Consider the following 22,969-nt stretch of genomic DNA (forward strand, 5'->3'; position numbering starts at 1 on the left):
CCTAAAATTTACAGCGAAGGGACTTTCATACTCTATTAAGCTACAGCAATCTTTTTGTTGTCATCATCTTTCTCTCTTGTCATCCACTGTAAAGTTACTATAGAAACAAACATAACCAGTCCGATAATGTCAGTGATAGTCTCTGGGAAAATGAGAAGCATTCCTGTTGCTAATGCAAATAAGCGCTCAATCCAATTACATTTTCGATACCAGAAGCCAATTATTCCAGCACCAATCGCAATCATCCCGATAATGGCGGTAAAAACGACCCACAAAATCTCTGGGACAGAGGCACCCATCATGAGCATCGCCGGATTGAATACAAACATGTACGGAATGATAAATGCCGCAACAGCGAGTTTCGCAGAGACGACACCTGTCTTTATAGGATCTCCGCCTGAAATACCAGCAGCTGCGAATGCTGCAAGTGCAACAGGTGGTGTGATATCTGCAATAATACCAAAATAGAATACAAATAGATGCGCCGAAATAGCAACGACGAGTGGAACAGCAGCCCCTGGTGTATCAAGCATAAGAAGCGTGATGATTGCAGGAGCAGCAATTGTTGACGTTATGACATAGTTCGCGGTTGTCGGTGAACCCATACCCAACACGATTGCAGCAATCATTGTGAAGAACAGCGTAAGAAAGATGTTTCCACCTGCAGCCGAAATCAGTCCAGTTGCAAGGCTTAGGCCTAAACCAGTCTTCACAACAACACCTACAATAATACCCGCACACGCTGTCGCTGCCGCAACGCCAAGCGCTGAACGTGCACCATCAACTAGCGCTTCAATAATATCTTTGAAACCAAGACGCGTTGACTTATCGAATGCACTAACGATAATTGTTAAGACGATTCCCAACAGTGCTGCTTTCATCGTAGGAATACCAATTAATAAAAAGACGATAATACCGATAATCGGTAAGAGTAAATAAATTTTCTTTAATGTATTTTTACGGTCAGGAATTTGGTCTTCAGTCATTCCTTTCAGACCTACACGTTTCGCTTCAAAGTGTGTCATAATCCAAACTCCCGTGAAATAAAGCAGAGCTGGAATAGCTGCGGCTTTTGCAATTTGCCAGTACGTAACACCTCCTATGAATTCAACCATAAGGAATGCAGCTGCCCCCATAATTGGTGGCATAATTTGACCACCTGTCGACGCTGCCGCTTCAACCCCACCGGCAAACTCTTTTTTATAACCAAGTTTTTTCATCATCGGGATTGTATATGAACCTGAACCAACAACGTTTGCAACCGAACTTCCCGAAATTGTCCCTTGTAAAGCACTCGAGAAAATTGCAACTTTAGCTGGTCCCCCGACTAAACGGCCTGCCAAAACAACCGCAAGATCGTTAAAGTAAGCTCCTACCCCTGTTTTGATAAGGAATGCTCCGAATAATAGGAACACGAAAATGAATGTGGAAGATACACTAATTGGTGTTCCTAAAATTCCATCCGTCGTGAAAAACATCAATTGAACAACACTTTTCAGATCTTGGCCACGGTGTGCAAGGAATCCTGGAAAATGCGGCCCAAAAAATGCATAGACCAAAAATGTTGCTGAAATTATTGTAATTGGCATTCCCACCGCACGTCTTGCGGCTTCCATTGTCAAAAGTATAGCTAGAACCCCAACGATCATATCAAGCGTCGATACACGACCAACACGTAAGACAAGATCACCAATGAGAAGTGGCCAATAAAGTCCAACCCCAATAGCAAGAAGCGCCAAAATCATGTCGTAAAACGGAACCTTATTTCGTTCGCCTTTAATTTTCTTCTTAGCTGGAAACAGAATAAAGATTAAAGATAATGCAAATCCTAAGTGAATTGAACGCTGAATGTATGCAGTAAAGGGGGTTCCAATCGCTGTATACAATTGAAATATGGAAAATGCTAGCAAACCAAAAAACACAATTTTCTTAAATATGCCCGTTACATCACGTGTATTCGATTCTGGGTCATACTTCTGAAGTATTTCCAGTTGTTCTTCTTCTGATAGCATTTTATACTCTTCTGTTTGTGCTTTCAGTTCTAGATCACGATTGCGCTTTGTTTCTTTTCCCATTCATATTAACTCCTTTCAGCATTTGATAGAAGGATAGTTTCTGTACACAAAATGTGTACGATTTCCCCCTCACCAATTGTTTTTTCAAGTCTAATTCTTTTCCTAAGTATCGAAAATCCAATGCTGCATCTACATCGCCTATCAACATGACGTATGAATCAATAACATTATCCTCATATGTAAGAGTATATACGCCGTCCTGCACAGCAAAGGTCTCCCCTTCTTCCGCATAGCCTGGTAAACCAATTGCGAGATTCTCGTATTGCATCGATAGCAGACGGATTTTTTGATTGGCAGTCACTTCATATGATTCAATGACATCGGTCAAATGGATGGAATGAACATACCTGATTTGAAATTTGTTGTCCTCTTTTAAAGGGAGATAATAAACTTTTGGGCTCTCCACTCGATGTTCGATGAATGTAAATACCCATTTTGCCGGAATAAAAAAAGCGAAAAGTACTGTGCATATAAAAAAGAAAATTAGAGGAGCGGCAATTTTCAGTTTCATCTACCTCTTCCTTCCTTTTCTTCCCCCTTGATTAACCATTCGGGCTTTTAACTGACAGTCCCCCCTTCAAGTCTTCTCCTGTCCCCGAAGACTTGAAGGGGGACTTACTGCCCGTTAATGAAAAATAAAATAGGGCGAGTAAAGCTTAATAACGCTTAACCGCCCCGCTTAATCACAACTTATTTTTTATTTACTTCATCAAAATACTTCTGAGCTCCAGGGTGAACCGGAATTCCGATTCCATCGAGGCCCTTTTCAGCTTTGATCAATTTCCCTTTTGCATGTTGAAGTTTAGACGCATTATCGTAAATTGCTTTTGTAATTTCATAGCCAAGATCTTCTGGAATTTCATTTTGGATAACAAGCATAGCTCCAACTGAAACTGCCGGTGTTTCTGTTGCCATTCCGTATGTGCCTGAAGGTATAATTTCTTTTGCGTAGTAAGGATACTTTTCAATTAATTCGTCAGCTTTTGCATCTTCAACCGGAACAACAAGTACGGAAGCAACTGCATTCAAACCTTCAACCGCTCCTGTTGGCGTCCCAGCTGTTATAAATGCAGCGTCGATTTGTCCAGCTTGTAAACTCTCTTGTGATTCACTAAAGTCGAGACTTTGTGGCTTAATATCATCCATTGTAAGTCCATGAATTTCTAGAAGTTGTTCCGCGTTGGCGTACGTACCAGAGCCTGGTGCACCTACCGAAACTTTCTTCCCTTTCAAATCTTCGAAATTTTTAATTCCGTTTTTTTCAAGTGTGATTAATTGAACAGTTTCCGGGTATAATGCGCCAATAGCTGAGACACTATCAATTACTTCACCGTCAAACATAAGCTCACCTTTTGAAGCATAGTAAGCGATATCTGTTTGTACGAATGCAATGTCAGCCTTACCATCTTGAAGCGATGTCATATTCGCGGCAGATGCTTGTGATACTTCAGCCGTTGTCTTAACGCCTGTCGCATCTGTAATATAATCAGCGAACGATCCCCCAAGAGGATAGTAAGTCCCCCCCGTTCCCCCAGTTAAAATACTAAGAAAATCGTAATCTTCTTTACTCTTACCAGCGTCAGCATCTTTCTCCGAAGTCCCTGAATCTCCTGAGTTACATGCTGATAGCACTAGTAATGCAATCATGGTAATAAATGCAAACAGACGTAATTGTTTTTTCTTCATTCAAAATCCCTCCCTATTAATATAATAATTCTAAAATATATCTTACCATGAATAATAACAATTTTACCAATAATCTTTACAATCAACTATATCACTTCAATATTTAGTAGGTATTCCCAGAATTCATCTCATTACTTTCAAAAAAACCGAAAGGAAAACCCTTTCGGCTAGTGAAAAAAATACTCAATTAAATTTTTGCACCTTTCACTTTCGTTTCAGGCATCGTTTCCTCGGGTGTAATATCTTCAAATGTTTCACCCGCTTCGTGAAGATCGCGCGTTCTATGTGCAATTCTTGAAGCTGCACAAGCAGCAATACTAGCAACGAGGTCATCTAAAAACGTATGGATGGCTTGACCTTTTTTAGTATCGAGATCACTTATGATGCCCATTTTATTTTTATCGAGATGCCCGAATGTCGTTACTGCAATGGAGCCATATGTAAACACGGCACCAAGTGCTATTGTTTCATCAACCCCAAATAAACCTTCGTCAGACTCAACAATTTGTTGTAATGGCGCAGACAGCTTCCCCTGTTCTGCCAGCTCATCTAATTCTATTCCCACAAGAATCGCATGCTGAAGCTCCCTTTTCCGAAGTACACCTTCAATAGATTCAATGCAGTGGGCCATTGTTAGACCATTATTATACGGATATTGTAGATCATAGACGATTTCAGCGATTGCTTCCAACGTCACACCCCGCCGTTTCAAAGCCGCTTTCGTCGCATCAGTTACTACTTTTGAATGTACAATTTTTGAATCATCATGCATCTTGCCAACCCCTTTATATTTAGTATATAAACAAAACACAACTATTATACCTGACCTTTACGTTATGATACAATTTCAATATACACGCAATTTAAGGAGGCACCTAGAGTGAAATATGGAAAAATAGAGGATATTACAATTTACAGTAAAGCACTTGACGAGGAAATGCAGCTACTCATTCACTTACCACACAACTTTTCTCCTCTCTATAAATATTCGGTTCTGATTGCATCGGATGGAAAAGACTATTTCCAGTTTGGGCGTTTAGGACGGGTCGTTGACGAGTTGATTGACGCCGAAGAAATTGAAAACGTCATAGTAGTTGGTGTTCCTTATAAGAGTGTTAAAGAACGAAGGCTCATGTATCATCCGGATGGTGACCGACGCGAAGCCTATACCCGCTTCCTAGCACATGAACTAGTACCTTATATTGACGACAATTACCCAACTTATCAAGTTGGGGCAGGTAGGGCTCTTATTGGCGATTCCTTGGCAGCGACGATTTCTCTTCTAACTGCATCCAAGTATCCCAATATATTCGGTAAAGTGATTATGCATTCCCCTTATGTCAATGATTTAGTGCTTGAAAATGTGGAAGCTGTACAAGACCCTTCCTGTTTTTCGATATATCATGTGATTGGGAAGGAAGAAACCCAAGTTAATACACATCTTGATGGTTTTCAAGACTTCCTTACACCAAACCGTACATTAAACGAATTGATTGAAAGAAAAGGTTTCCCTTATTTCTATGATGAATTCGATGGAGACCATACCTGGAAGCATTGGCAGCCCGATGTTCGCCGCGCGATTCAAATGGTCTTTGGTCATTAAAGCAGACAAAACGGACATATTTCTGGCTATTCTGCTATAATCAAATATATCAAGCATATTACAATTATTCGAGGAGGTCTTTATTATGAAATTTGGTATTGTTGCATTCCCATCTAAGAAACTTCAAGATTTGGCGAACGCTTATAGGAAAAGATACGACCCGCATTATGCACTCATTACTCCACATTTGACGCTTAAAGGTGTTTTTGAAGCGAATGATCAAGAAATCGAACAAGTTGCAAAAGCAATTAAAGAAATAACAAAAAAACACGGTCCGTTTGAACTAAGCGTATCGAAAGTAGGCACATTCGCTCCAATCACGAATACAATTTACTTTAAAGCTGTTCTAAACGATGAATTAGCTGCTCTGCATAAAGATTTGAACAACGATTTCTTCGGTGAAAAACCAGAATTTGCTTTCGTTCCCCACGTGACGATTGCTCAAAAGCTTTCTTCTGGCGAACACGATGATATCATTGGTCAACTGAAAATGATTGGTGTCGATCATACTGAAACAATTGACCGTTTGCACCTCACTTATCAGCTTGAAGACGGTTCATGGACAGTATATGAAACATTCCGTCTTGACGAGGTTAACTGAACATTGTTCGAAGTAAGAATCGCAACTTCTGACCTTGAACAAGAAGATGCATTTTCTGTCAGAAGGAAAGTGTTCGTGGAAGAACAAGGAGTCCCACTCGAACTTGAGCTGGATCATTACGATAAAACTGCAGCGCATTTCGTAATCTACTCATCTGAATCTCCGATTGGTGCAGGCCGAATCAGAGAAACAAGTGATGGAATAGGAAAAGTTGAACGGGTCTGTGTGTTGGGAGAGTACCGAGGGAAACACCTGGGAAACCTTATTATGCACGCACTTGAAGAACATGCGACAGCAGCAGGCATGAAAAAAGTCATATTGAATGCCCAAGTACATGCAATTCATTTCTATGAAAAATTAGGTTATGTCATTACCTCTCCGGAGTTTATGGATGCGGATATCCCACATCGTGCAATGGAAAAAGTTATAATAGTTTAAAAAAGGTTCGCATTGCTTCTAAAAGCAATGCGAACCTTTTTCTTATTTTCAGTTAAACGTAAGCATTAACCACGATACCTTTCCCCACTACTTGAGCGATCACTGGTGATAAATTAACTGGATTAGGGTAGATATATCCTTGATATGTCGAAGGAGCAATTACAATGGACTCACCTTCATCTTCGTTCTTTTCTCGTTCTTGTTGCGAGAACTCCTTAAAATCATCCAAAAAGTCTGGATTTAAATCAGCTTTGTTCACTCGATCGATATTTGCAAAATTATAAGCTTCCAAATTCAATCGATTTGCATACATTTGAGATTGGATTGGTTGAATTGGTAACAGGTAGCCCATTGTAAACACCTCCATCTACGTTATTACTTTTACTATATCCATAAGTAGGTTATGTTAAACCTACTATTCTACTTTTCTGTAAAATTAATTTATTGTCTGCCAATCATATCTTGTATATCTTTAATATTTACTGCTTTGCCATTCTTAACAATAGAATTAACAAGCTCATCTTCTGTCTGCTGAGGTACTTCTTTTTTCGCGAGTTTCCCGACTTTACGTATAATTTTTCTCACTTGCCGTTCGTCATTGAAATCCGCATATTGGATTGCATTTGCAAGCGCAAAAACTTCTTCCATCGGGACGCCTGTTTTTGATTCGATTTTCCGGAAAAATGAATCATTCATCTAATTTCCCCCCTCCTTATACACAAAAACTGCGGCCCACAATAATGAGCAAGATGAAGAGTACAACAATTAGTACGAATGTCGAACCGCCATAACTCGATCTTTCCGGTTCACAACCGCCGCATCCTCCGCCAAATCCGCCACCATAAGGATTACATCCTCCAAACATAATAATACCCCCTTCCTTTCTTCGTATCCTATGCGGACACATGAAGAAGGAAGAGGGCGCATGACTATTAAACCTTTCCTTTCGATTTAAAAATAACAGATGCAATGAATCCAAATAGAATCGCTGAACTAATTCCAGAACTTGTCACTTCAAACATCCCTGTGACAACACCAATCAGGCCGTGTTTTTCAGCTTCCGCCATTGCGCCGTGCGTCAGGGCATTACCGAAAGAAGTAATTGGTATCGTTGCACCGGCTCCAGCAAAATCGATTAATGGCTCATATAACCCCAAGCCGTCTAACACTGAACCTGTAACGACCAAAATGCACAATGTATGCGCAGGTGTCAGTTTTGCTACGTCAAACAACAGTTGTCCCACAACACAAATGAGACCCCCTACAATAAATGCTGTAATGAAAATCGACACCATAATCCACACTCATTTCATTGTTAATTCGATTGCATGCGCAATGCACGGAATCGTATCACCTTGTTGAAATGATAACGGAGATAATAGCGCGCCCGTCGCAATTAGAAGGACCCGTTTATATTCACCCGCCCTCATTTTTTCAATTACTTCCGTTAAGAAAATGGCGGCAGAACAACCTGCGCCACTTGCACCGGATAAAAAAGCTGCATCAGCACCGTAAAACTCTTTGCCTGCATCCCTAAATTTTTTTGTCACGTCAATACCTTGATTGCCTACAAGTGTTTTATATAACTCAAAACCAGTTTTCCCAAGGTCACCTGTCATGATCACATCATAGTCTTTCACGTCTTTGTTGTGACCTTTTAGATGGCGGATAAGCGTATCTGCCGCTGCCGGTGCCATCGCCGCCCCCATATTTAGTGGATCGGTCATTCCTAGATCTATTACACATCCGATTGTTCCACACTCTATAGAAGGAAACCCTTTTTTATAAGGTGTAACAGCTGCTACCCCCGCTGCTGTGACGGTCCATTGAGCAGTTTCAGGTTTTTGTGCACCATACTCGTTTGGATATCGAAATTGTCGTTCAACTGCATTATGCTGACTAGATGCCCCCGCAATAGCGCATTTCGACATACCCATTTCGGTCAGCAACGCTGCCATTAAGAGTGAAGATACTGACGTTGCACAAGCGGAAAACAGGCCAATATACGGAATTCCCACCGTTGTAGCGGCAAAGTTTGAGGGTGTCATCTGGTTAATAAGGTCACCAATTAATAAGAAATCGGCGTCGCTTGGCACAGAATCCACTTTGCTTAACGCAATCATGCACGCATCTTCCATCATTTTTGCGTGAGCATGTTCATTCGTTTTCATTTCACAGCGCTCATCCTCGTAAACTTTATCAAATTTATCGGCATACAAACTTTTCTTCTCTAACGGACCCACTGTAACACCTGTTGCCACAATGGATGGAGTCGTTTTAAATGTCAGGAGGCCGCGCGCTACCATGATATAACACCAAATTTTACAAGTATCGTTTTAATGAGTGCAACTACAAATGCTGAAAATACGCCAAAAAGAATGACCGAACCCGCGAGCTTGAACATATTTCCACCAACCCCAAGGACATACCCTTCTGTCTTATGTTCAATTGCCGCTGAAATGACCGCATTGCCGAAACCTGTTATTGGAACTGCACTTCCAGCCCCTCCAAATTGAGCAATTTTCTTATATAATCCAAAACCCGTTAACAGCATCGCAAAAAATATCATTGTTGCTACGGTCGGATTACTGGCTGTCCGTTCCGTGAAATCAAAGAATGTCATATAAAACAGCGACACAAATTGACCTACTAAACAAATCGTTCCTCCTGTCAAAAATGCAAAAATAACATTTCGCATCAATGGTGTTTTAGGAGAAATTTCTTTTTCTAACTTTGCATATTTTTTTTCATCCATTATGTCTCTTCCTTTATAAGTGATTTCAATTTGCCTATCTTTTTTTCATGCCCCTTTTTATCATCCATATCAATAAGTTTGTTCATTTCCATCCATAATTTACTGTCCGCTGAAACGGTTACATCCAACTCCGGGTAAATATTTTCTAATTTGTCACTAATCTCGTTTTCGATTTTCTCCTTTTTGAAACGTGAAAATGTTTTTAGTGTAACGACTGTTATCAAGTCCTTTTTGTGAAAAACAGTTACCGCTGATGTAAGACGTTTGTCATTTATCAATACTTCTTCGGCTTTCAGATGATCCTCGCTAGAATTGTTGTCAATCCGGAATCCGTTACCCGTACATCCGGATAGTAAGACAACTGCGAAAACCATAAGGCTAAGTTTCCAGATATGCGTCCCCTCCATTTTTATACAGTATGCCTTTTTATACTTAACTTTATTCATAATCCAGCTGTGCGCCCTAACACTACGAACTTTGTCGCATAAAGTATAAAGAATTGAGAAAAGGAGGTGGAATTAATGGGATGTGGAAGAAGAGAAGAAAGTAGTGATTTTCGTGACCAAGAAAATCGTCACCGAGATGACTGCGTATGTGAGGTTGTCAGGTTCATCAAACGTTTACAGGATGCGGGAACTGACGATGACTGTGTAGAGTGTGAAACAGATTGTTTCATGGCTCCACTTGGTAGCATATCCAGCCCAGCACGTAACCGTGTCAATACACGAGTATTCATGCTATTGACGGAGAATGGTGATCCTTTCAAAGCTATGTTCCGTCCGGAAAGCAAAAAACATTACCTTCACAATTGCTTCTCGACCTTTTTTAGAGTACAAAACGTCTTTGACAGCTGCTGCGCAACATTACAAGTATTAGCACCATTAGACAAACACAATAATCCGGTGGACATTATTAAAAACGGCAAGTTGGATCTCGAAGAACTCTGTAAAGTTGAAAAATTTGGTGCGACAGACTCATGTATCACAGTCGACTTGACTTGTTTCTGTGGAATCCAATGTATTAAAGATACGTTTATCGACTTTTGCGACGTAAATTAATTAATACCCTGCAATGCCCAAACAACCCAACCGGTTTAAATCGGTTGGGTTGTTTTAACTATTATCTATCACGTCTGTTGATTAACCATTGATTTGCATAAAATACTGTTGAGAAGCGTTTGACAACCTCTATTTTCACTGGTCCATTTTCGGCTCGCTCACGGCTATCTATTCATGACAGATTTACTGAGGAACCCCGTGTGGCTAGTTGCCTGTCGCGTTCCTACAATGTTCAAGTGAAAAATGCGGTTGTTTTGGAAGAAAAGAATAGATAATATTCTATGGAGAGTGAAAGTCCCCGAAGATGCAATTTCGGGGACTCTTGCTTACTTTTAGCAAAGATTATGCATCTAATCATGTAATGCCTTATAGAAAGTGACACTTCTTTAAAATAAATAAGAAAAAACCTTAGAGAAAGCATCAGCCACCAAAATTTCATCTTTGACGGCTTTTCTCCAGGTAAAAAACCAGCTATTCTTTCGTCCAAAAAAACTTCAGCACTCTGTGCAATTATGCATTTGGAGCGCGACGGACGAAGGACAAACATACGATTACCGAAAAAAATGTGTAGGGATGCGACAAAGTCGCATCCCTACACATCCAGACATCTCGGTAATCGTACTAGAAGTCATTCAATCCAGAGTGATCCAAAAGTACAACTATACAAGTAACACCAGGGGGTGATCAAGTTATTTACTAGTTACTGTTGGATAATAAAAAGAAGTAATTCTTTATCATGATAAAAATGCCAGACGGAGAAATTCCCGCCTGGCATTTTTACTTAGTTTCATCAAACGGCTTGCCACGCCATAACACCTCTTCAATCTTGCCCATTTCTACAGCAACTAAATCTTGATGCATTCCTGTCAGATCAATCCACACTGTTTTCTCTTCGATTTTCTCAATCGCTCCAGTTACAGTTTCCCCTTCCATTACGAACTGAAGTGGCTGATAGACCATGCGACGGAAAGAGTTGTTTAGATAAATGATTTTCCTCTGAATAGCTAAATTTGTTTCTAGTAAGGTTTCAACATCAATAAGCTGTTCTGTAAGTTGTTCCTCTTTTTCTTGTTCAATTTGATATTCACTGTCCAAAATAAAAACTGATGTACTTTCCTCTACCGCAACAACAACTTTAATAAAGACAGGAGGTCCATTGACGAATAATAACGGCTCATTTCGATAAATGATATGCACATCCTTTCAATCACAGTATATGCGCCCATTTTTCAGGTGTTCATAAAGAAAAACGGTTTTCATCAGTAATCTAAAGATCACTGATGAAAACCGTTGCAAGACCAAGATAAATAATAACGCTAATAACGTCATTCAATGTAGTGATAAATGGACCAGACGCAACAGCAGGGTCTATTTTCAACTTATGCATAAGTAACGGAATGAATGATCCGGAAATAGTTGCGACAAAAATCGAAACAAAAATCGCTGCACCTACTAAAAGTCCGATAATAAATTCATTTTTCCACACGTAAATGAGTCCAACTACAAATAGTGCACAGATAAACCCAGTCATAAGTCCTGTTCCAGCCTCGCGAAGAAGTAACTTAAATTTACTTTCCTCCTCTACATCTCCTGTTGCAATACCGCGTACCGCGACAGCAAGTGCTTGCGTACCGCTATTTCCGGCAGTACCTGCAATAAGAGGAATGAACGCAGCCAAAAGTGCCACTTGTGAAATGGTTTCTGTAAATAGATCTATCAAATTCGCAGTAAGCATTCCAAGTACTAACAGAATAAGTAACCATGGAAGTCTTTTTTTCATTGCTGAGAATGAATTTTTGTCGAATGTATCCATATTGGAAACCCCAGCAAGTTTAGAATAGTCATCTGATGCTTCTTCATCGAGTACATCGATAATATCATCTACTGTAATAATCCCAAGTATATGCTGTTGGAAATCGACAACCGGAACGGCAAGGAAATTATAGTCCTTAATCATCTTTGCAACGTCTTCCTGATCTTCTGAAACGAGAACACTTACGACACGTTCACTCATAATCGAACTAATCAGCGTATCTTCATGTGCAATGATCAAATCACGTAGCGATAAAACACCTGTCAGGCGATTATTGTCGTCAACGACAAATATATAATAAATGGTTTCCGCTTTCGGTGCTTCATTGCGTAAAATCGTCATAGCCGAACGAACTGTCGAATTCTGCGGAATTGTAACATATTCCGTCGTCATAATTGAACCTGCCGTATACTCTTCATAATCGAGTAGGGTTTTAATTTCTGCGGCCGCTTCTTTATTCATTAATGTTAAATAACTGACAACTTGTGATTTGTCGAGTTCATTCAGGACATCTACCGCGTTATCGACGAACATGAACGAAATCATGTCTGCTGCATACGTCGTGTCCATCTCCTGAAGGAACTGTTTATATTCATCGTCGCTGATTTCACTAGTTTCGAAAACTTCCGCAAGTTCTTTTGGTGATAAGTATTGATAGATAGTTTGTCGGAGTTCTGGTCCAACTTCTTCGTAAAAAATCGCCCGGTCATATGGATGAAGGAGTAGGTATTCATCCCGGAAAGATTTTATATCCTGCTGGATAAGTGTTTCAATTAACTTGTTTTCATCAAAAATGATTTCGTCTTTATTTGCTTCTTTTTCGTTCACAGCTACACCTTCCTTTCTAATTTCATCGTGCATTATAAAAGTGACTAAGGGTATTATATACTAATACACATAAAAAAAAAGGATGATACAAATATGAAATTCGATATTATCGGTGATATTCACGGTTGTTACGATGAATTCTTGAATTTGATTGATAAATTAGGTTACCTAATGAATACAGGCATTCCTATACATCCTGATGGGAGAAATCTTGTATTTGTCGGTGATACGATGGACAGAGGACCTGATTCCATTAAGATGTTGAATCTGGTTTTCAAACTCCAAAAAGCAACTACACTCATTTATTCCCCGGGAAATCATTGCAATAAATTGTACCGATTTGCCAAGGGTAATCAGGTCCAACTCTCACACGGGCTCGAAACGACAGTTGCCGAACTAAATGCTTTAACGAAAGATGAGCGTAAAAGTCTTTTGACTACATACCGTAACTTTTACGAGGCATTACCGCTATATCATACCCTTAATGATGGTAATCTCATAATTGCACACGCGGGCATTCGTGAAGAAATGATTGGTGCGACCCCTTCTGAAAAAATGCGTGTTTTCGTTCTCTATGGAGATATTACCGGCAAAAAATTACCTGATGGAAGACCTCTAAGACGCGATTGGGCTAAACATTACAAAGGGGACCCTTTCATAGTCTACGGCCATACACCAGTAACGGAAGTACGTTTCGTAAATAATACAGCGAATGTCGATACAGGCTGCGTATTTGGCGGCAAACTTACAGCTCTTCGCTATCCCGAAATGGAAATTATGTCAGTCCCATCTCTGCAACCATTCGTTCCAGAAAAATTCACTATTTTTAATTGATTTCAGTGTTGGTTAAAAGCTTCATATCGAGCGGAATATCACATCTAAATTCAACTTTTTCATTTGTCAGTGGATGCAAAAATCCAATCATTGCGCAGTGTAACGCCTGTCGTCCAATCAATCCGTGGGAGCCGCCATACAAATCATCGCCATGCAGCGGATGGCCTACCCACCTCATATGGACACGTATTTGATGCGTCCTTCCCGTATGAAGAATCAGCCCGATTTTTGTTAAATGAAGGCCATCTACTTCTGAGCGGTGCAGTACTTCGACCTCTGTTCGAGCGAATTGCCCATCTTCGCGCACAATTCGCTCGATAATGCTGCCATCTTTTCTGCCGATTGGTTGCACTATGCTGATTTGATCCTTTTCTACATATCCTTCAACAAATGCGATATATTGTCGATGAAAACCGAATTTCATCATCTGTTCACTAAGCAGATGATGAATATGTCGGTTTTTTGCAATACAAATCAAACCCGATGTATCCTTATCGAGACGTGTGACGACGTGCACTGTGGCCGGAAGTCGTTCCTTAGCAAACTTTCCAGCAACGATATTCGCCATCGTTCCGGTTGGATGGTCACGCGACGGGATCGTACTTTGTCCAGCAGGCTTATTAACGATGATTAGTGCTTCATCTTCATAGACAATAGTTAAATGCCCAGACTCGGGAAGTAAACCGGGGCTTGGCTCTTCTGGTGGAAAAATAATGCTAACTTCATCACCTGAATGTAATAGATGCCGCACATTGCGTTCAATGCCATTCACACGGATGTCGCCACCATCGTATTTAGTTGCAGTTAGCGTTCTTTTAGATATCCCTTTTGCATGCAGGAATTCGCGTAGCAGAATGCCGCCTTCATCCACCTTAAATACGAGACTAAACCTAAGATCCAGCTCATCCCTTTTAGACATCGCTGTCAATGAATGAATCATGCACACGCCTCCAAAACGGAAACGGTCTGAACCTTCCAAAACGAACTTTTTCTTTTGAAACTTGATATTCAATCGACTTCACATCTTTATGAAGCAGCTGCAAATGATCGACTGTTACCATAAAATCAGGTCCCTTTACAGGTGTTAGCACGCATTTATGATGCGCGGGCAGTACTAGCGGCGCGCCAACTGTCCGGAATACCCGGTTATTAATAGATGCCATTTCTGTCAACTGCATAGACGGAAGAGATGGATGAATAATTGCTCCGCCCAGTGCCTTATTATATGCAGTGGACCCAGAAGGTGTCGACATACATAACCCGTCACCGCGAAAACGTTCAAAATGGTTACCATTCAATTCAACATCCATGACAAGAGTCACGTCTGGAGATTTCACTGTCGATTCGTTCAACGCTAGGTACAGAGCGCTATCTCTATCATTTCGGTAGTTGATTTTAACATCAAGAAGCGGGTATTCGAAAACTTCGAATTCTTTTCGGGCAATAGAAATGACTAGCTTCTCAATTTCAGCTGGCTTCCAGTCTGCATAAAACCCTAGATGACCTGTATGGATTCCTACAAATGCGGTATCTTGCAAGCGGTATTTATATTTATGAAAGGCGTGGAGTAATGTACCGTCTCCCCCAATTGACAGGACTATGTCTGGCTCTTCTTCATTGAACTCAAGTCCGAAATCTGTCAAATATTCTTTCGCTTCATCCATAAGCTTGTTGGATAATGCATCATTTCGTGACTGGATTGCAAATTTCATCATTTCTCTCCTCCTTTCCCATTTATCTCACCGTAGCGTCTAGTCGCCGTTTCTTTGAATGCACTGAAATATTGTTGCGCATCCTGGATTTCATTGCGAATCTGCGACATTTCTTCATCTAACTGGAAGGCGGCCTCTGCTGCACGCTCAAGTCGATGTCTGATTTCGTCCGGCATTTCACCTTCATATTTGTAATTCAATGAGTGCTCAATCGATGCCCAGAAATTCATCGCTAACGTTCGGATTTGAATCTCCGCAAAAATCGTTTTCTCCCCATGAATCGTCTGAACGGGATACTTAATAATTAAATGGTAGGACCTGTACCCACTCGGTTTATTATGTGCAATATAATCGCGCTCTTCAATCACTTCTAGGTCATTTCGTTGTCGCAATGTTTCCACCACAGTACTAATGTCATCGACAAACTGGCACATCAGGCGAAGGCCAGCAATATCAGGCAGTTCGGCCGCAAGTTCAGCCGATGGTTCGAATGGAATACCTTTTTCTAGTGTCTTGTCATAAATACTCGCGAGCGGCTTAACCCTGCCCGTCACAAATTCAACTGGCGTATGTACTTTTTCCAACTCATACTGGGTTCGCAAGCCTTTCAATTTCACTTTCAATTCATCCACCGCTTGTTTATAAGGTTCAAGAAATTGATTCCACTGCCTCATCCGGACCCCTCCCAGCTGTTATTCCGTATGTTGAAGTATCGAGCTGAATGCTTGCTCTACTGCCGAGGAGAATGCTTCCCCGTAATTATCGTTACCCTCAATATTATAAATAAGCATTGTCAGCTCATCTTTGAATCCGGGAAGCAAAATTATTTCATCCTTCCACGAAAGCATCGGATCTGCATCCATTGTCAATGTATCCACCATAAGCGGCCACACTGCCTGTGTAAAATGAAGCTGCTGGTACCCTTCTTCTAGTTCTAAAAGATAGACAAAAGAAAAATTATCAGAATCCGTAATCATCTTTCCAGACGGTATACCCAGTGGTCTTACCGCACCTTCTGCTAATAAAAAGAGGACTTGTTCATCGTTATGCAGACCATTGTCAATTCGATTTTGAAAGTTCACAATTTCTTCTTCCCTTCATGCGTCATTACGTTCATTCTACCATATGCAGCGTGGCCTTGCAGTTTAGGAAATGCGTTTTCTCACATTAATTGGTATACTAGACTTAGGATATTATTTCACTAACCCATAGCTAGACGTCAGAAGGGACAGATCGTGATGGATACAAGCACAATTCGTACATTAATGGAAATAAATACTTTGCAGTCGCTCGGTACTGTTCAAACACAAACTGAACAAAATAGCACATCACCATCCATCTTTAACACAATTTTAGAGGAGATGTTAGGTACTACTTCTATAACGGATTCCTTATCTTCCGCTTCAGCCACATTACTTGGAAATCTCAACAATACAGAAAGCTTGCGTTATGTTGGAAGAAACGGAGTGTTCGAACCTTCTAGCCTAAATGCTATCATTTCCGCTGCACTAGAAAAATCTCCTGTTTCCACAACCGATACATCTATTAGTAACGGGAGCTATAGTAATATCATTAGTCAAGCGGCAGAAAAATATAACTTACCCGACAAACTAATCTCTGCTGTTATTAAACAAGAATCGAACTTCAACAGTAATGTAGTCAGCCACGCAGGTGCACAAGGGCTTATGCAACTGATGCCCGGAACAGCTAAGTTCCTTGGCGTTAAAGATAGTTTTGACCCTGTCCAGAATATCATGGGAGGAGCAAAGTATTTAAGGCAAATGCTCAATCAATTTGATGGTGATACCGAACTTGCTCTTGCTGCCTATAATGCCGGCCCTGGAAACGTGAAAAAACACGACGGAATTCCCCCATTTAAAGAGACACAGCAATATGTGAAAAACGTGCTCGGCTATTTCAATGCATAAAGTTGATAATCTAGAGTCCTATTTCACTAACAGAGCTATATATTTGTGAAAGCGATGCAGGCTTGATAGAATATCAATACAGTCAGAGCAAAGGAGATTGACATAATGATGCGAAAACCTTTGATCCCTTATGAAGAGATCGGTGCTACAAAGTTGTCGGAACTTATCGACCTGTTTTACGCAAAAGTGGCCGTACACCCGGACCTATACCCGATTTTCCCAGATGACCTGACAGAAACAGCACGCAAACAAAAACAATTTCAAACACAGTATTTAGGTGGTCCCAATATATTTACAGAGGAACATGGTCACCCGATGATGAAAGCCCGTCATATGCCATTCCCTATATCTCCGGTTCAAGCAGAAGCATGGCTAGCCTGTATGGCTGAAGCAATGGACGAAGTTGAACTTGATGGAAATATACGTGATATTTATTATAAGCGCCTCGTCTTGACTGCCAATCATATGGTAAACAGGACTGGGGAGGAGAAAACGTGAATCGACAAACATTACTGGAGAATCCGGTAAGTCCATCTACTTGCATAAGGCCAATCGAATTATATGTTTTTATTGATCCATTATGCGGGGAATGCTCGTCACTCCCTCCTTTACTTCGAAAGTTACAAGTTGAATATGACCGCTATTTCACACTGCGCATTGCATTGCGCACATCGTTGCCTAAGATGAATCTTCAATTTATGCATAAACAAGTAGATGAACTGGCTTGTGAAAAGACACATCCTACGTTTCCGAGTATTGCTATTAAAACTGCGGAGTTTCAAGGTAAGCGTGCTGGATTTAGATTCTTCTCAAAAATGCTTGAGTATTCATTCCTGAAGTCAAGAAATGTATCGTCATTTTCCGTACTCGTCGAAATCGCAACAAAATTAAATCTAGATGTAGACGAATTTATCCGAGACTTTTCTTCCAAAAACGTCTTGCGCTCTTTACAAGTCGATTTGTATATGGCCAAAGAGATGGAAGTCGACAAAGCCCCTACTTTCGTTTTCTTCAATAAAAATATTGAAGATGAAGGATTAAAAGTAAGTGGATTGTACGATTACGAAGTCTACGAACAAATTTTAGAGGAATTGGTCGGTGGGCCGATTATGGCCGATATTCCACCTCCACTTGAAGATTTGTTCCAACGTTTCGATACACTCTCCACAAATGAGATTGCTAGTATTTACAACATCTCCGAAAAGTCCGCAGAACGCGAACTCAAAAAACGTCTTCTTCAACAACATGTCGAACGGATTCACTTCCAGGACATGACATTATGGCGTAAAAAAATGATATGAATTAAGAGAGCTACTTCATTACCGGGGGATTTCCGGAGGATGGGGTGGTTTTTTTATTGATGGAGTTTGCGTTCACTGTTTCATGTTTTGCAATGACAGTTTTCAGGTGCACTCACAGTTGCTTGCTTTGCCATCACAGTTCAACGCTTTCCCCTCACAGTTTCACAGCTTCAGTGACAATAACCGCTTCACTCTAATCTCCTCAAAACCAAAAGAAAAGAGCATTCGCTCCTGGGGGGGAGGGAATGCTCTATTTCAAAGGGAATGGGAGAAATGTTCACGTTCAAACAAAAGGGGTGTATGTTTGGTATGTGATTTATTTCACATCCTTACCTTATCATAAAATAATAATTGCATCAAGAATTCACAATGAATTTCACATGATTGTCACATTGGTTATTTCATCAATATTCCACACTTTATATTTATATAGTAATATGCTTTCGAAAAAAATCTCATCCACCTATTTAATAAGGCAGATGAGATTTCTAACTAAATATATTCAGTTTTTTGAAAGAAGTGATTCAAGCTCGTTTAACTTTTCTTCGAAGACTCGGCATGCTTCTTCGATTGGGGCAGCACTTGTCATGTCAACGCCCGCCTTTTTCAGCACTTCAATCGGATAGTCAGAAGAGCCGGCTTTCAGGAAGTTATTAACATAGCGTTCAACGGCCGGTTCGCCTTCTGTCAAGATTTGATTGCTAAGCGCGACTGCGGCACTATAACCTGTCGCATATTGATAGACATAATAATTATAGTAAAAATGAGGAATTCTTGCCCATTCCAAGCCGATTTCTTCATCCACAACTAGGTCTTCACCAAAGTATTTCTTATTGAGTGCATAATACTCTTCCGTCAGTTTTTCAGCTGTTAGTGCGATACCCTGCTGATCAAGCTGATGAATAAGGTGTTCGAACTCGGCGAACATTGTCTGACGGAAAACCGTACCTCGGAAGCCGTCAAGCCAATAATTTAGTAAGTAAATGCGTTTCTGTTCGTCATCAATTGTTTTCAATAGATGATCATTCAAGATGGCTTCATTCACTGTTGACGCGACTTCTGCTACGAAAATGGAATAACCACTGTAGATGAACGGCTGGCTTTTACGTGAATAATAACTATGGACGCTATGGCCGAATTCGTGCGCCAGCGTGAATAAGTTGCTGACATTATCTTGCCAGTTCATTAAGACATAAGGATTTGTTCCATAAGCACCCGAAGAATATGCTCCAGATCGCTTCCCTTTGTTTTCACGGACGTCTACCCAGCGATTATCAAGCCCCTCTTTGACGATTGATACATACTCTTCACCAAGTGGATGGAAACTGTCAAGCATCGTCTGTGAAGCTTCGTCGTACGGAATTTTCATGTCTGCATCTTTTACAAGCGGTGCGTACATATCCCACATATGAAGTTCTTCAAGTCCGAATACTTTTTTACGGAGCGCCACATAGCGTTGTAGCAAGTGGACATTTTTATTGATAGTCGTAACAAGATTTTCATAAACTTGTTCAGGAATATGATTATTCGCCATTGCAGCCTCACGCGCTGATGAATAATTACGAATGCGTGCATTGACGTTATCGCCTTTTATGTTACCCGATAGTGTGGATGCAAATGTATTTTGGAATTCACTGTATTTTGAATACATCGCTTTGAATGCATCCTTACGAACCCGTGGATCATCGCTTTCTAAAAATCCTACATAGCGGCCATGTGATAACTCGACTTCTTCTCCTTGCTCGTCTTTCACCATAGGAAAAGTCAAATCCGCATTGTTTAGCATACTGAACGTTTCAGAAGAGTTACCTGTCACTTCTGAAAGTTGTGCAAGCAAAGCTTCTTGTTCGGCAGGAAGCACATGTGGTCGCTGAGTGTTAATTTCCTCGAATTCTTGCTTATAAAGAGCTAGTCCTTCATGTTCAGTAACTAGCTTGTCCAATTCTATTTCATCAATGGAAAGAAGCTCAGGCAAGAAGTACGATAATGCAGTTGATACTTTCACGTAAAGTGATTTCACGCGGCTATCCATCGCCTGATAGAAACTGTTTGTCGTGTCCTGGTCAGTCTTCAGGTGAGCATATGTGTAAAGCCTGCGGAGTCTTTCTGATAGTGCGTCACGGTATGCCAATGCGCTGTATAGTGCATCTCCTCCGTTGGAAAATGTACCTTTATAAGAATTCGCTTCGCCAGAAATCCGTTCAACCTCAACGTATTCTTTTTCCCACGCTTCATCTGTTGCAAAAATATCTTCGAGACGCCAAGTCTCCTCTACTTTAACTTCATTACGAGTCAATACTTTATTCTTAGTTTCAGCCATCGTCAATATTCCCCCTTCTCCCGTTACTTCGGGAAACGAATCGATTCTATTTTCTCAATTTTCGTAACGCTTTGCAAGCAATCTTTCTGAAAATAGTTGAATTATTTTTTCTTCGTCAATAACCGCTCCCTTGTAATAGGAATCGACATTCGCAGCAATAAGAAAGTCTCTGTATGCCATGCATGATTTTTCTTGTTCTTCCGACGAATTTTCTAAGCCAGAAACATATTTCCTAACCTGACTGCGGGAGAGACTTCTAAAACTGATTCCCTTTTTCCTCAAATAATAGAAGAATGCTAGTTGCCATTCACAATCATGTTCTCGGAATGCCTCATTGAAAAGTACGGGCAGCCCAATCCATTGTGGAAGATTCGCAGGAATTACACGTAGTTCATAGCACATTCTTAAAAAAGGATCGTTTACACCTCTTTTGTTTACTAACACGCGGGATTGAAGAAATTGATTGCGAATGGATAAATAAATGGCTACATAACGATGGACTTCTATCTCTGATGGCGTTTTAGGCCGTGCAAAAGGAAATACTTGCATCGACAATGTCAACGTACGATGGATGCCAATATAACGCTTTCCAGCAATATGGATTAGGCTAGTAAAATAATGAAATCGTTCTGTTTGGGGGTTATATGTGAGTAATAAATGTCCTTCAGGGGATGTATGTGTAAAGAAGCTTACGTGGTATTTTGAAAAATGGAATGTACCGACACCTTTAGGCAATGCACTAAACTTTTCTGGGGTATGCAAAATCCAAATAGGTTTCATTCCTGTACTACGATAACCGGCGGATCTGGATTCAATGTCAGCAACAGGGATTGTACTGCACTGAAATTCGATAGGTATCGACTCAAATTTTGTTGTTACAAGGATATCAGGACGCTGAGACAACATTTTTAAAAATGGTTCAAGTTCGACAAGCTGGGCATGTTTTTGAAAAAATCCGTACAATTGCTGTTTTCCTTGAAGATGGCTACGTGATTCACCTTCCGAGAATAAAGTCGTACAGACAGCATTTTTCATATGTGCAAAATGTGGGATTGTAATAGCTCCAACTTTTAATTGGACCGGATAGTCACATTGAGGGCAATAGAATAATCGTAATTTCCTCCATTTTCTCAAACGCTCTCTTCCTAATTCTGGTGTCAGGATAATAATTTTTCCTTCCTCTGTTTTTGCTGTGAGAATAGTATACATCTCCTTTCTTGTTACATTATACGAATATTGCAACAATAATACAAGTAAAAAAAGCTACCGTTTTAGGTAGCCGTTTCAATATTATTAATTTGCTCCAAAGTATTGCTGAATTTTCACAAAAACATCAGAGTCCATAATTAGATTGCCATACTCCTCGATTCGATGAATCGTCATGTTTGACGGAACGCCGAATTCTGAAAGCACACTAAACAGATCTGTCTTGCGAGAATCATCCATTACTTCATCGTCATATAACAAATGTATATAATATTTGTTTTCAAACGAATATAAAGCTGTCTTTACTTCATAATCTTTCATTTGATTCGCTAACGGAATGAGAATATCAAATTCGTTAAAGACAAACATATTATCAACCCAATCGAACGCAGTATCTTCTATACCTGGCATGGTATCATCATCATCATACATTTTTCCATGCTGGAACACTTTTCTTGGATCATCACTAGTGAATGGTGATTCCAGTGGTTCACCGTCTTCAGACATTTGTGCACGCGTGACTGTCACTTCAATGCCGCCGCTCATCGCATGTACCTGTATCCACAATGGCCCCTCGACTTCAAACTCAGACTCATCACTGACTTCGTCCATCATCTCCCAGAAGAGTTCCTCGCTTTTGTCGCGATTATACCAAACTTCCTCACGGGTGAAGCCGCGTTCTTCTATATCAATATATGATAGAAAAAACTTAACTGTATTTTCATTAATACGCTCTATTTCCATCCCTTTTCTCTCCCTTCCTATGGAACAGGATCTATCCAGTTCCCTTTAATGTGTGGAAAAACCTGCA

General features: G+C 40.4%; 28 protein-coding genes. 8 read left to right on the forward strand and 20 right to left on the reverse strand.

Annotated features, from left to right (window positions below; translation table 11 throughout):
• Nucleotides 1–35 precede the first annotated feature (35 nt).
• From FQ087_RS10910 to FQ087_RS10925, 4 genes are all read right to left on the reverse strand, one after another.
• Nucleotides 36–2,012, reverse strand: coding sequence for a TRAP transporter permease (locus FQ087_RS10910; RefSeq protein ID WP_255452298.1), 1,977 nt, complete (start codon nucleotides 2,010–2,012; stop codon nucleotides 36–38).
• 34 nt (nucleotides 2,013–2,046) lie between these two features.
• Nucleotides 2,047–2,586 (reverse strand): DUF1850 domain-containing protein, encoded by a 540-nt coding sequence (locus tag FQ087_RS10915; RefSeq protein ID WP_149580467.1) that lies wholly within the window; start codon nucleotides 2,584–2,586, stop codon nucleotides 2,047–2,049.
• 179 nt (nucleotides 2,587–2,765) lie between these two features.
• A complete protein-coding gene (locus FQ087_RS10920) occupies nucleotides 2,766–3,761 on the reverse strand; it encodes a TAXI family TRAP transporter solute-binding subunit (RefSeq protein WP_149580468.1) in 996 nt (331 codons plus the stop codon).
• A gap of 187 nt (nucleotides 3,762–3,948) precedes the next feature.
• A complete protein-coding gene (locus tag FQ087_RS10925; protein WP_149580469.1) occupies nucleotides 3,949–4,533 on the reverse strand; it encodes a phosphatidylglycerophosphatase A family protein in 585 nt (194 codons plus the stop codon).
• 108 nt (nucleotides 4,534–4,641) lie between these two features.
• Between FQ087_RS10925 and FQ087_RS10930 the strand changes: the two genes are divergently transcribed.
• The 3 genes from FQ087_RS10930 to FQ087_RS10940 all read left to right on the forward strand — a co-directional run bounded on the left by FQ087_RS10930 (nucleotide 4,642) and on the right by FQ087_RS10940 (nucleotide 6,403).
• On the forward strand, nucleotides 4,642–5,364 hold the full coding sequence (locus FQ087_RS10930) for an alpha/beta hydrolase (RefSeq protein WP_149580470.1): 723 nt from the start codon (nucleotides 4,642–4,644) through the stop codon (nucleotides 5,362–5,364).
• Nucleotides 5,365–5,449: 85 nt separating this feature from the next.
• The gene (locus FQ087_RS10935) at nucleotides 5,450–5,965 is read left to right on the forward strand and encodes a YjcG family protein (protein ID WP_149580471.1); all 516 of its coding nucleotides are present in this window, start codon (nucleotides 5,450–5,452) and stop codon (nucleotides 5,963–5,965) included.
• A gap of 3 nt (nucleotides 5,966–5,968) precedes the next feature.
• Nucleotides 5,969–6,403 (forward strand): GNAT family N-acetyltransferase, encoded by a 435-nt coding sequence (locus tag FQ087_RS10940; RefSeq protein WP_149580472.1) that lies wholly within the window; start codon nucleotides 5,969–5,971, stop codon nucleotides 6,401–6,403.
• Nucleotides 6,404–6,455: 52 nt separating this feature from the next.
• Here the strand turns inward: FQ087_RS10940 and FQ087_RS10945 are convergent, their stop codons facing one another.
• From FQ087_RS10945 to FQ087_RS10975, 7 genes are all read right to left on the reverse strand, one after another.
• Nucleotides 6,456–6,755 carry a hypothetical protein gene (locus FQ087_RS10945; RefSeq protein ID WP_149580473.1) on the reverse strand — a complete coding sequence of 100 codons (300 nt, stop codon included), beginning with the start codon at nucleotides 6,753–6,755 and terminating at the stop codon, nucleotides 6,456–6,458.
• Nucleotides 6,756–6,844: 89 nt separating this feature from the next.
• Nucleotides 6,845–7,099 (reverse strand): stage VI sporulation protein F, encoded by a 255-nt coding sequence (locus FQ087_RS10950; protein WP_149580474.1) that lies wholly within the window; start codon nucleotides 7,097–7,099, stop codon nucleotides 6,845–6,847.
• Nucleotides 7,100–7,115: 16 nt separating this feature from the next.
• Entirely contained in the window at nucleotides 7,116–7,268 is a 153-nt protein-coding gene (locus FQ087_RS10955) for a YjcZ family sporulation protein (protein WP_149580475.1), read from the reverse strand.
• Nucleotides 7,269–7,335: 67 nt separating this feature from the next.
• Complete coding sequence (spoVAE, locus tag FQ087_RS10960; protein WP_149580476.1) at nucleotides 7,336–7,698, reverse strand: stage V sporulation protein AE; 363 nt, start codon at nucleotides 7,696–7,698, stop codon at nucleotides 7,336–7,338.
• 9 nt (nucleotides 7,699–7,707) lie between these two features.
• A complete protein-coding gene (locus FQ087_RS10965) occupies nucleotides 7,708–8,709 on the reverse strand; it encodes a beta-ketoacyl-[acyl-carrier-protein] synthase family protein (RefSeq protein ID WP_149580477.1) in 1,002 nt (333 codons plus the stop codon).
• Entirely contained in the window at nucleotides 8,703–9,158 is a 456-nt protein-coding gene (gene spoVAC / locus FQ087_RS10970) for a stage V sporulation protein AC (RefSeq protein ID WP_149580478.1), read from the reverse strand. The genes FQ087_RS10965 and spoVAC overlap by 7 nt, the downstream gene beginning before the upstream one ends.
• The gene (locus FQ087_RS10975; protein WP_149580479.1) at nucleotides 9,158–9,604 is read right to left on the reverse strand and encodes a hypothetical protein; all 447 of its coding nucleotides are present in this window, start codon (nucleotides 9,602–9,604) and stop codon (nucleotides 9,158–9,160) included. Before FQ087_RS10975 ends, spoVAC begins: the two co-directional genes overlap by 1 nt.
• A gap of 75 nt (nucleotides 9,605–9,679) precedes the next feature.
• Between FQ087_RS10975 and FQ087_RS10980 the strand changes: the two genes are divergently transcribed.
• The gene (locus FQ087_RS10980; protein WP_149580480.1) at nucleotides 9,680–10,216 is read left to right on the forward strand and encodes a CotY/CotZ family spore coat protein; all 537 of its coding nucleotides are present in this window, start codon (nucleotides 9,680–9,682) and stop codon (nucleotides 10,214–10,216) included.
• Between the two features lie 777 nt (nucleotides 10,217–10,993).
• On the opposite strand, the gene FQ087_RS10985 is transcribed toward FQ087_RS10980, so the two are convergent.
• On the reverse strand, nucleotides 10,994–11,413 hold the full coding sequence (locus tag FQ087_RS10985) for a hypothetical protein (RefSeq protein WP_149580481.1): 420 nt from the start codon (nucleotides 11,411–11,413) through the stop codon (nucleotides 10,994–10,996).
• Between the two features lie 70 nt (nucleotides 11,414–11,483).
• On the reverse strand, nucleotides 11,484–12,890 hold the full coding sequence (gene mgtE / locus FQ087_RS10990; RefSeq protein WP_188006701.1) for a magnesium transporter: 1,407 nt from the start codon (nucleotides 12,888–12,890) through the stop codon (nucleotides 11,484–11,486).
• A gap of 60 nt (nucleotides 12,891–12,950) precedes the next feature.
• Between mgtE and prpE the strand changes: the two genes are divergently transcribed.
• Nucleotides 12,951–13,691, forward strand: coding sequence for a bis(5'-nucleosyl)-tetraphosphatase PrpE (gene prpE, locus FQ087_RS10995; protein ID WP_149580483.1), 741 nt, complete (start codon nucleotides 12,951–12,953; stop codon nucleotides 13,689–13,691).
• Here the strand turns inward: prpE and FQ087_RS11000 are convergent.
• The 4 genes from FQ087_RS11000 to FQ087_RS11015 are packed head-to-tail and all read right to left on the reverse strand — an operon-like array spanning nucleotide 13,684 to nucleotide 16,485.
• Complete coding sequence (locus tag FQ087_RS11000; RefSeq protein WP_188006702.1) at nucleotides 13,684–14,631, reverse strand: RluA family pseudouridine synthase; 948 nt, start codon at nucleotides 14,629–14,631, stop codon at nucleotides 13,684–13,686. The two genes, prpE and FQ087_RS11000, sit on opposite strands and share 8 nt — an antisense overlap.
• A complete protein-coding gene (locus tag FQ087_RS11005; RefSeq protein ID WP_149580848.1) occupies nucleotides 14,603–15,403 on the reverse strand; it encodes an NAD kinase in 801 nt (266 codons plus the stop codon). Before FQ087_RS11005 ends, FQ087_RS11000 begins: the two co-directional genes overlap by 29 nt.
• Nucleotides 15,403–16,077 carry a GTP diphosphokinase gene (gene yjbM, locus FQ087_RS11010; RefSeq protein ID WP_149580484.1) on the reverse strand — a complete coding sequence of 225 codons (675 nt, stop codon included), beginning with the start codon at nucleotides 16,075–16,077 and terminating at the stop codon, nucleotides 15,403–15,405. Before yjbM ends, FQ087_RS11005 begins: the two co-directional genes overlap by 1 nt.
• 18 nt (nucleotides 16,078–16,095) lie before the next feature.
• Nucleotides 16,096–16,485, reverse strand: a complete 390-nt coding sequence (locus FQ087_RS11015; protein ID WP_149580485.1) for a UPF0738 family protein — start codon at nucleotides 16,483–16,485, stop codon at nucleotides 16,096–16,098.
• A 156-nt stretch (nucleotides 16,486–16,641) separates the two neighbouring features.
• Between FQ087_RS11015 and FQ087_RS11020 the strand changes: the two genes are divergently transcribed.
• The 3 genes from FQ087_RS11020 to FQ087_RS11030 all read left to right on the forward strand — a co-directional run bounded on the left by FQ087_RS11020 (nucleotide 16,642) and on the right by FQ087_RS11030 (nucleotide 18,632).
• Nucleotides 16,642–17,331 (forward strand): lytic transglycosylase domain-containing protein, encoded by a 690-nt coding sequence (locus FQ087_RS11020; protein WP_149580850.1) that lies wholly within the window; start codon nucleotides 16,642–16,644, stop codon nucleotides 17,329–17,331.
• Nucleotides 17,332–17,436: 105 nt separating this feature from the next.
• Nucleotides 17,437–17,829, forward strand: coding sequence for a globin domain-containing protein (locus FQ087_RS11025; RefSeq protein WP_149580486.1), 393 nt, complete (start codon nucleotides 17,437–17,439; stop codon nucleotides 17,827–17,829).
• Nucleotides 17,826–18,632, forward strand: a complete 807-nt coding sequence (locus FQ087_RS11030; protein ID WP_149580487.1) for a DsbA family protein — start codon at nucleotides 17,826–17,828, stop codon at nucleotides 18,630–18,632. The genes FQ087_RS11025 and FQ087_RS11030 overlap by 4 nt, the downstream gene beginning before the upstream one ends.
• A 502-nt stretch (nucleotides 18,633–19,134) precedes the next feature.
• Here the strand turns inward: FQ087_RS11030 and pepF are convergent.
• The 3 genes from pepF to mecA form a co-directional block, all read right to left on the reverse strand.
• Complete coding sequence (pepF, locus tag FQ087_RS11035; RefSeq protein ID WP_149580488.1) at nucleotides 19,135–20,952, reverse strand: oligoendopeptidase F; 1,818 nt, start codon at nucleotides 20,950–20,952, stop codon at nucleotides 19,135–19,137.
• A gap of 54 nt (nucleotides 20,953–21,006) precedes the next feature.
• The gene (locus tag FQ087_RS11040) at nucleotides 21,007–22,086 is read right to left on the reverse strand and encodes a competence protein CoiA (RefSeq protein WP_483315853.1); all 1,080 of its coding nucleotides are present in this window, start codon (nucleotides 22,084–22,086) and stop codon (nucleotides 21,007–21,009) included.
• 159 nt (nucleotides 22,087–22,245) lie between these two features.
• The gene (mecA, locus tag FQ087_RS11045; RefSeq protein WP_149580490.1) at nucleotides 22,246–22,902 is read right to left on the reverse strand and encodes an adaptor protein MecA; all 657 of its coding nucleotides are present in this window, start codon (nucleotides 22,900–22,902) and stop codon (nucleotides 22,246–22,248) included.
• Nucleotides 22,903–22,969: the final 67 nt, after the last annotated feature.

Origin of the sequence: Sporosarcina sp. ANT_H38 (assembly GCF_008369195.1) — a bacterium.
GTDB lineage: Bacteria > Bacillota > Bacilli > Bacillales_A > Planococcaceae > Sporosarcina.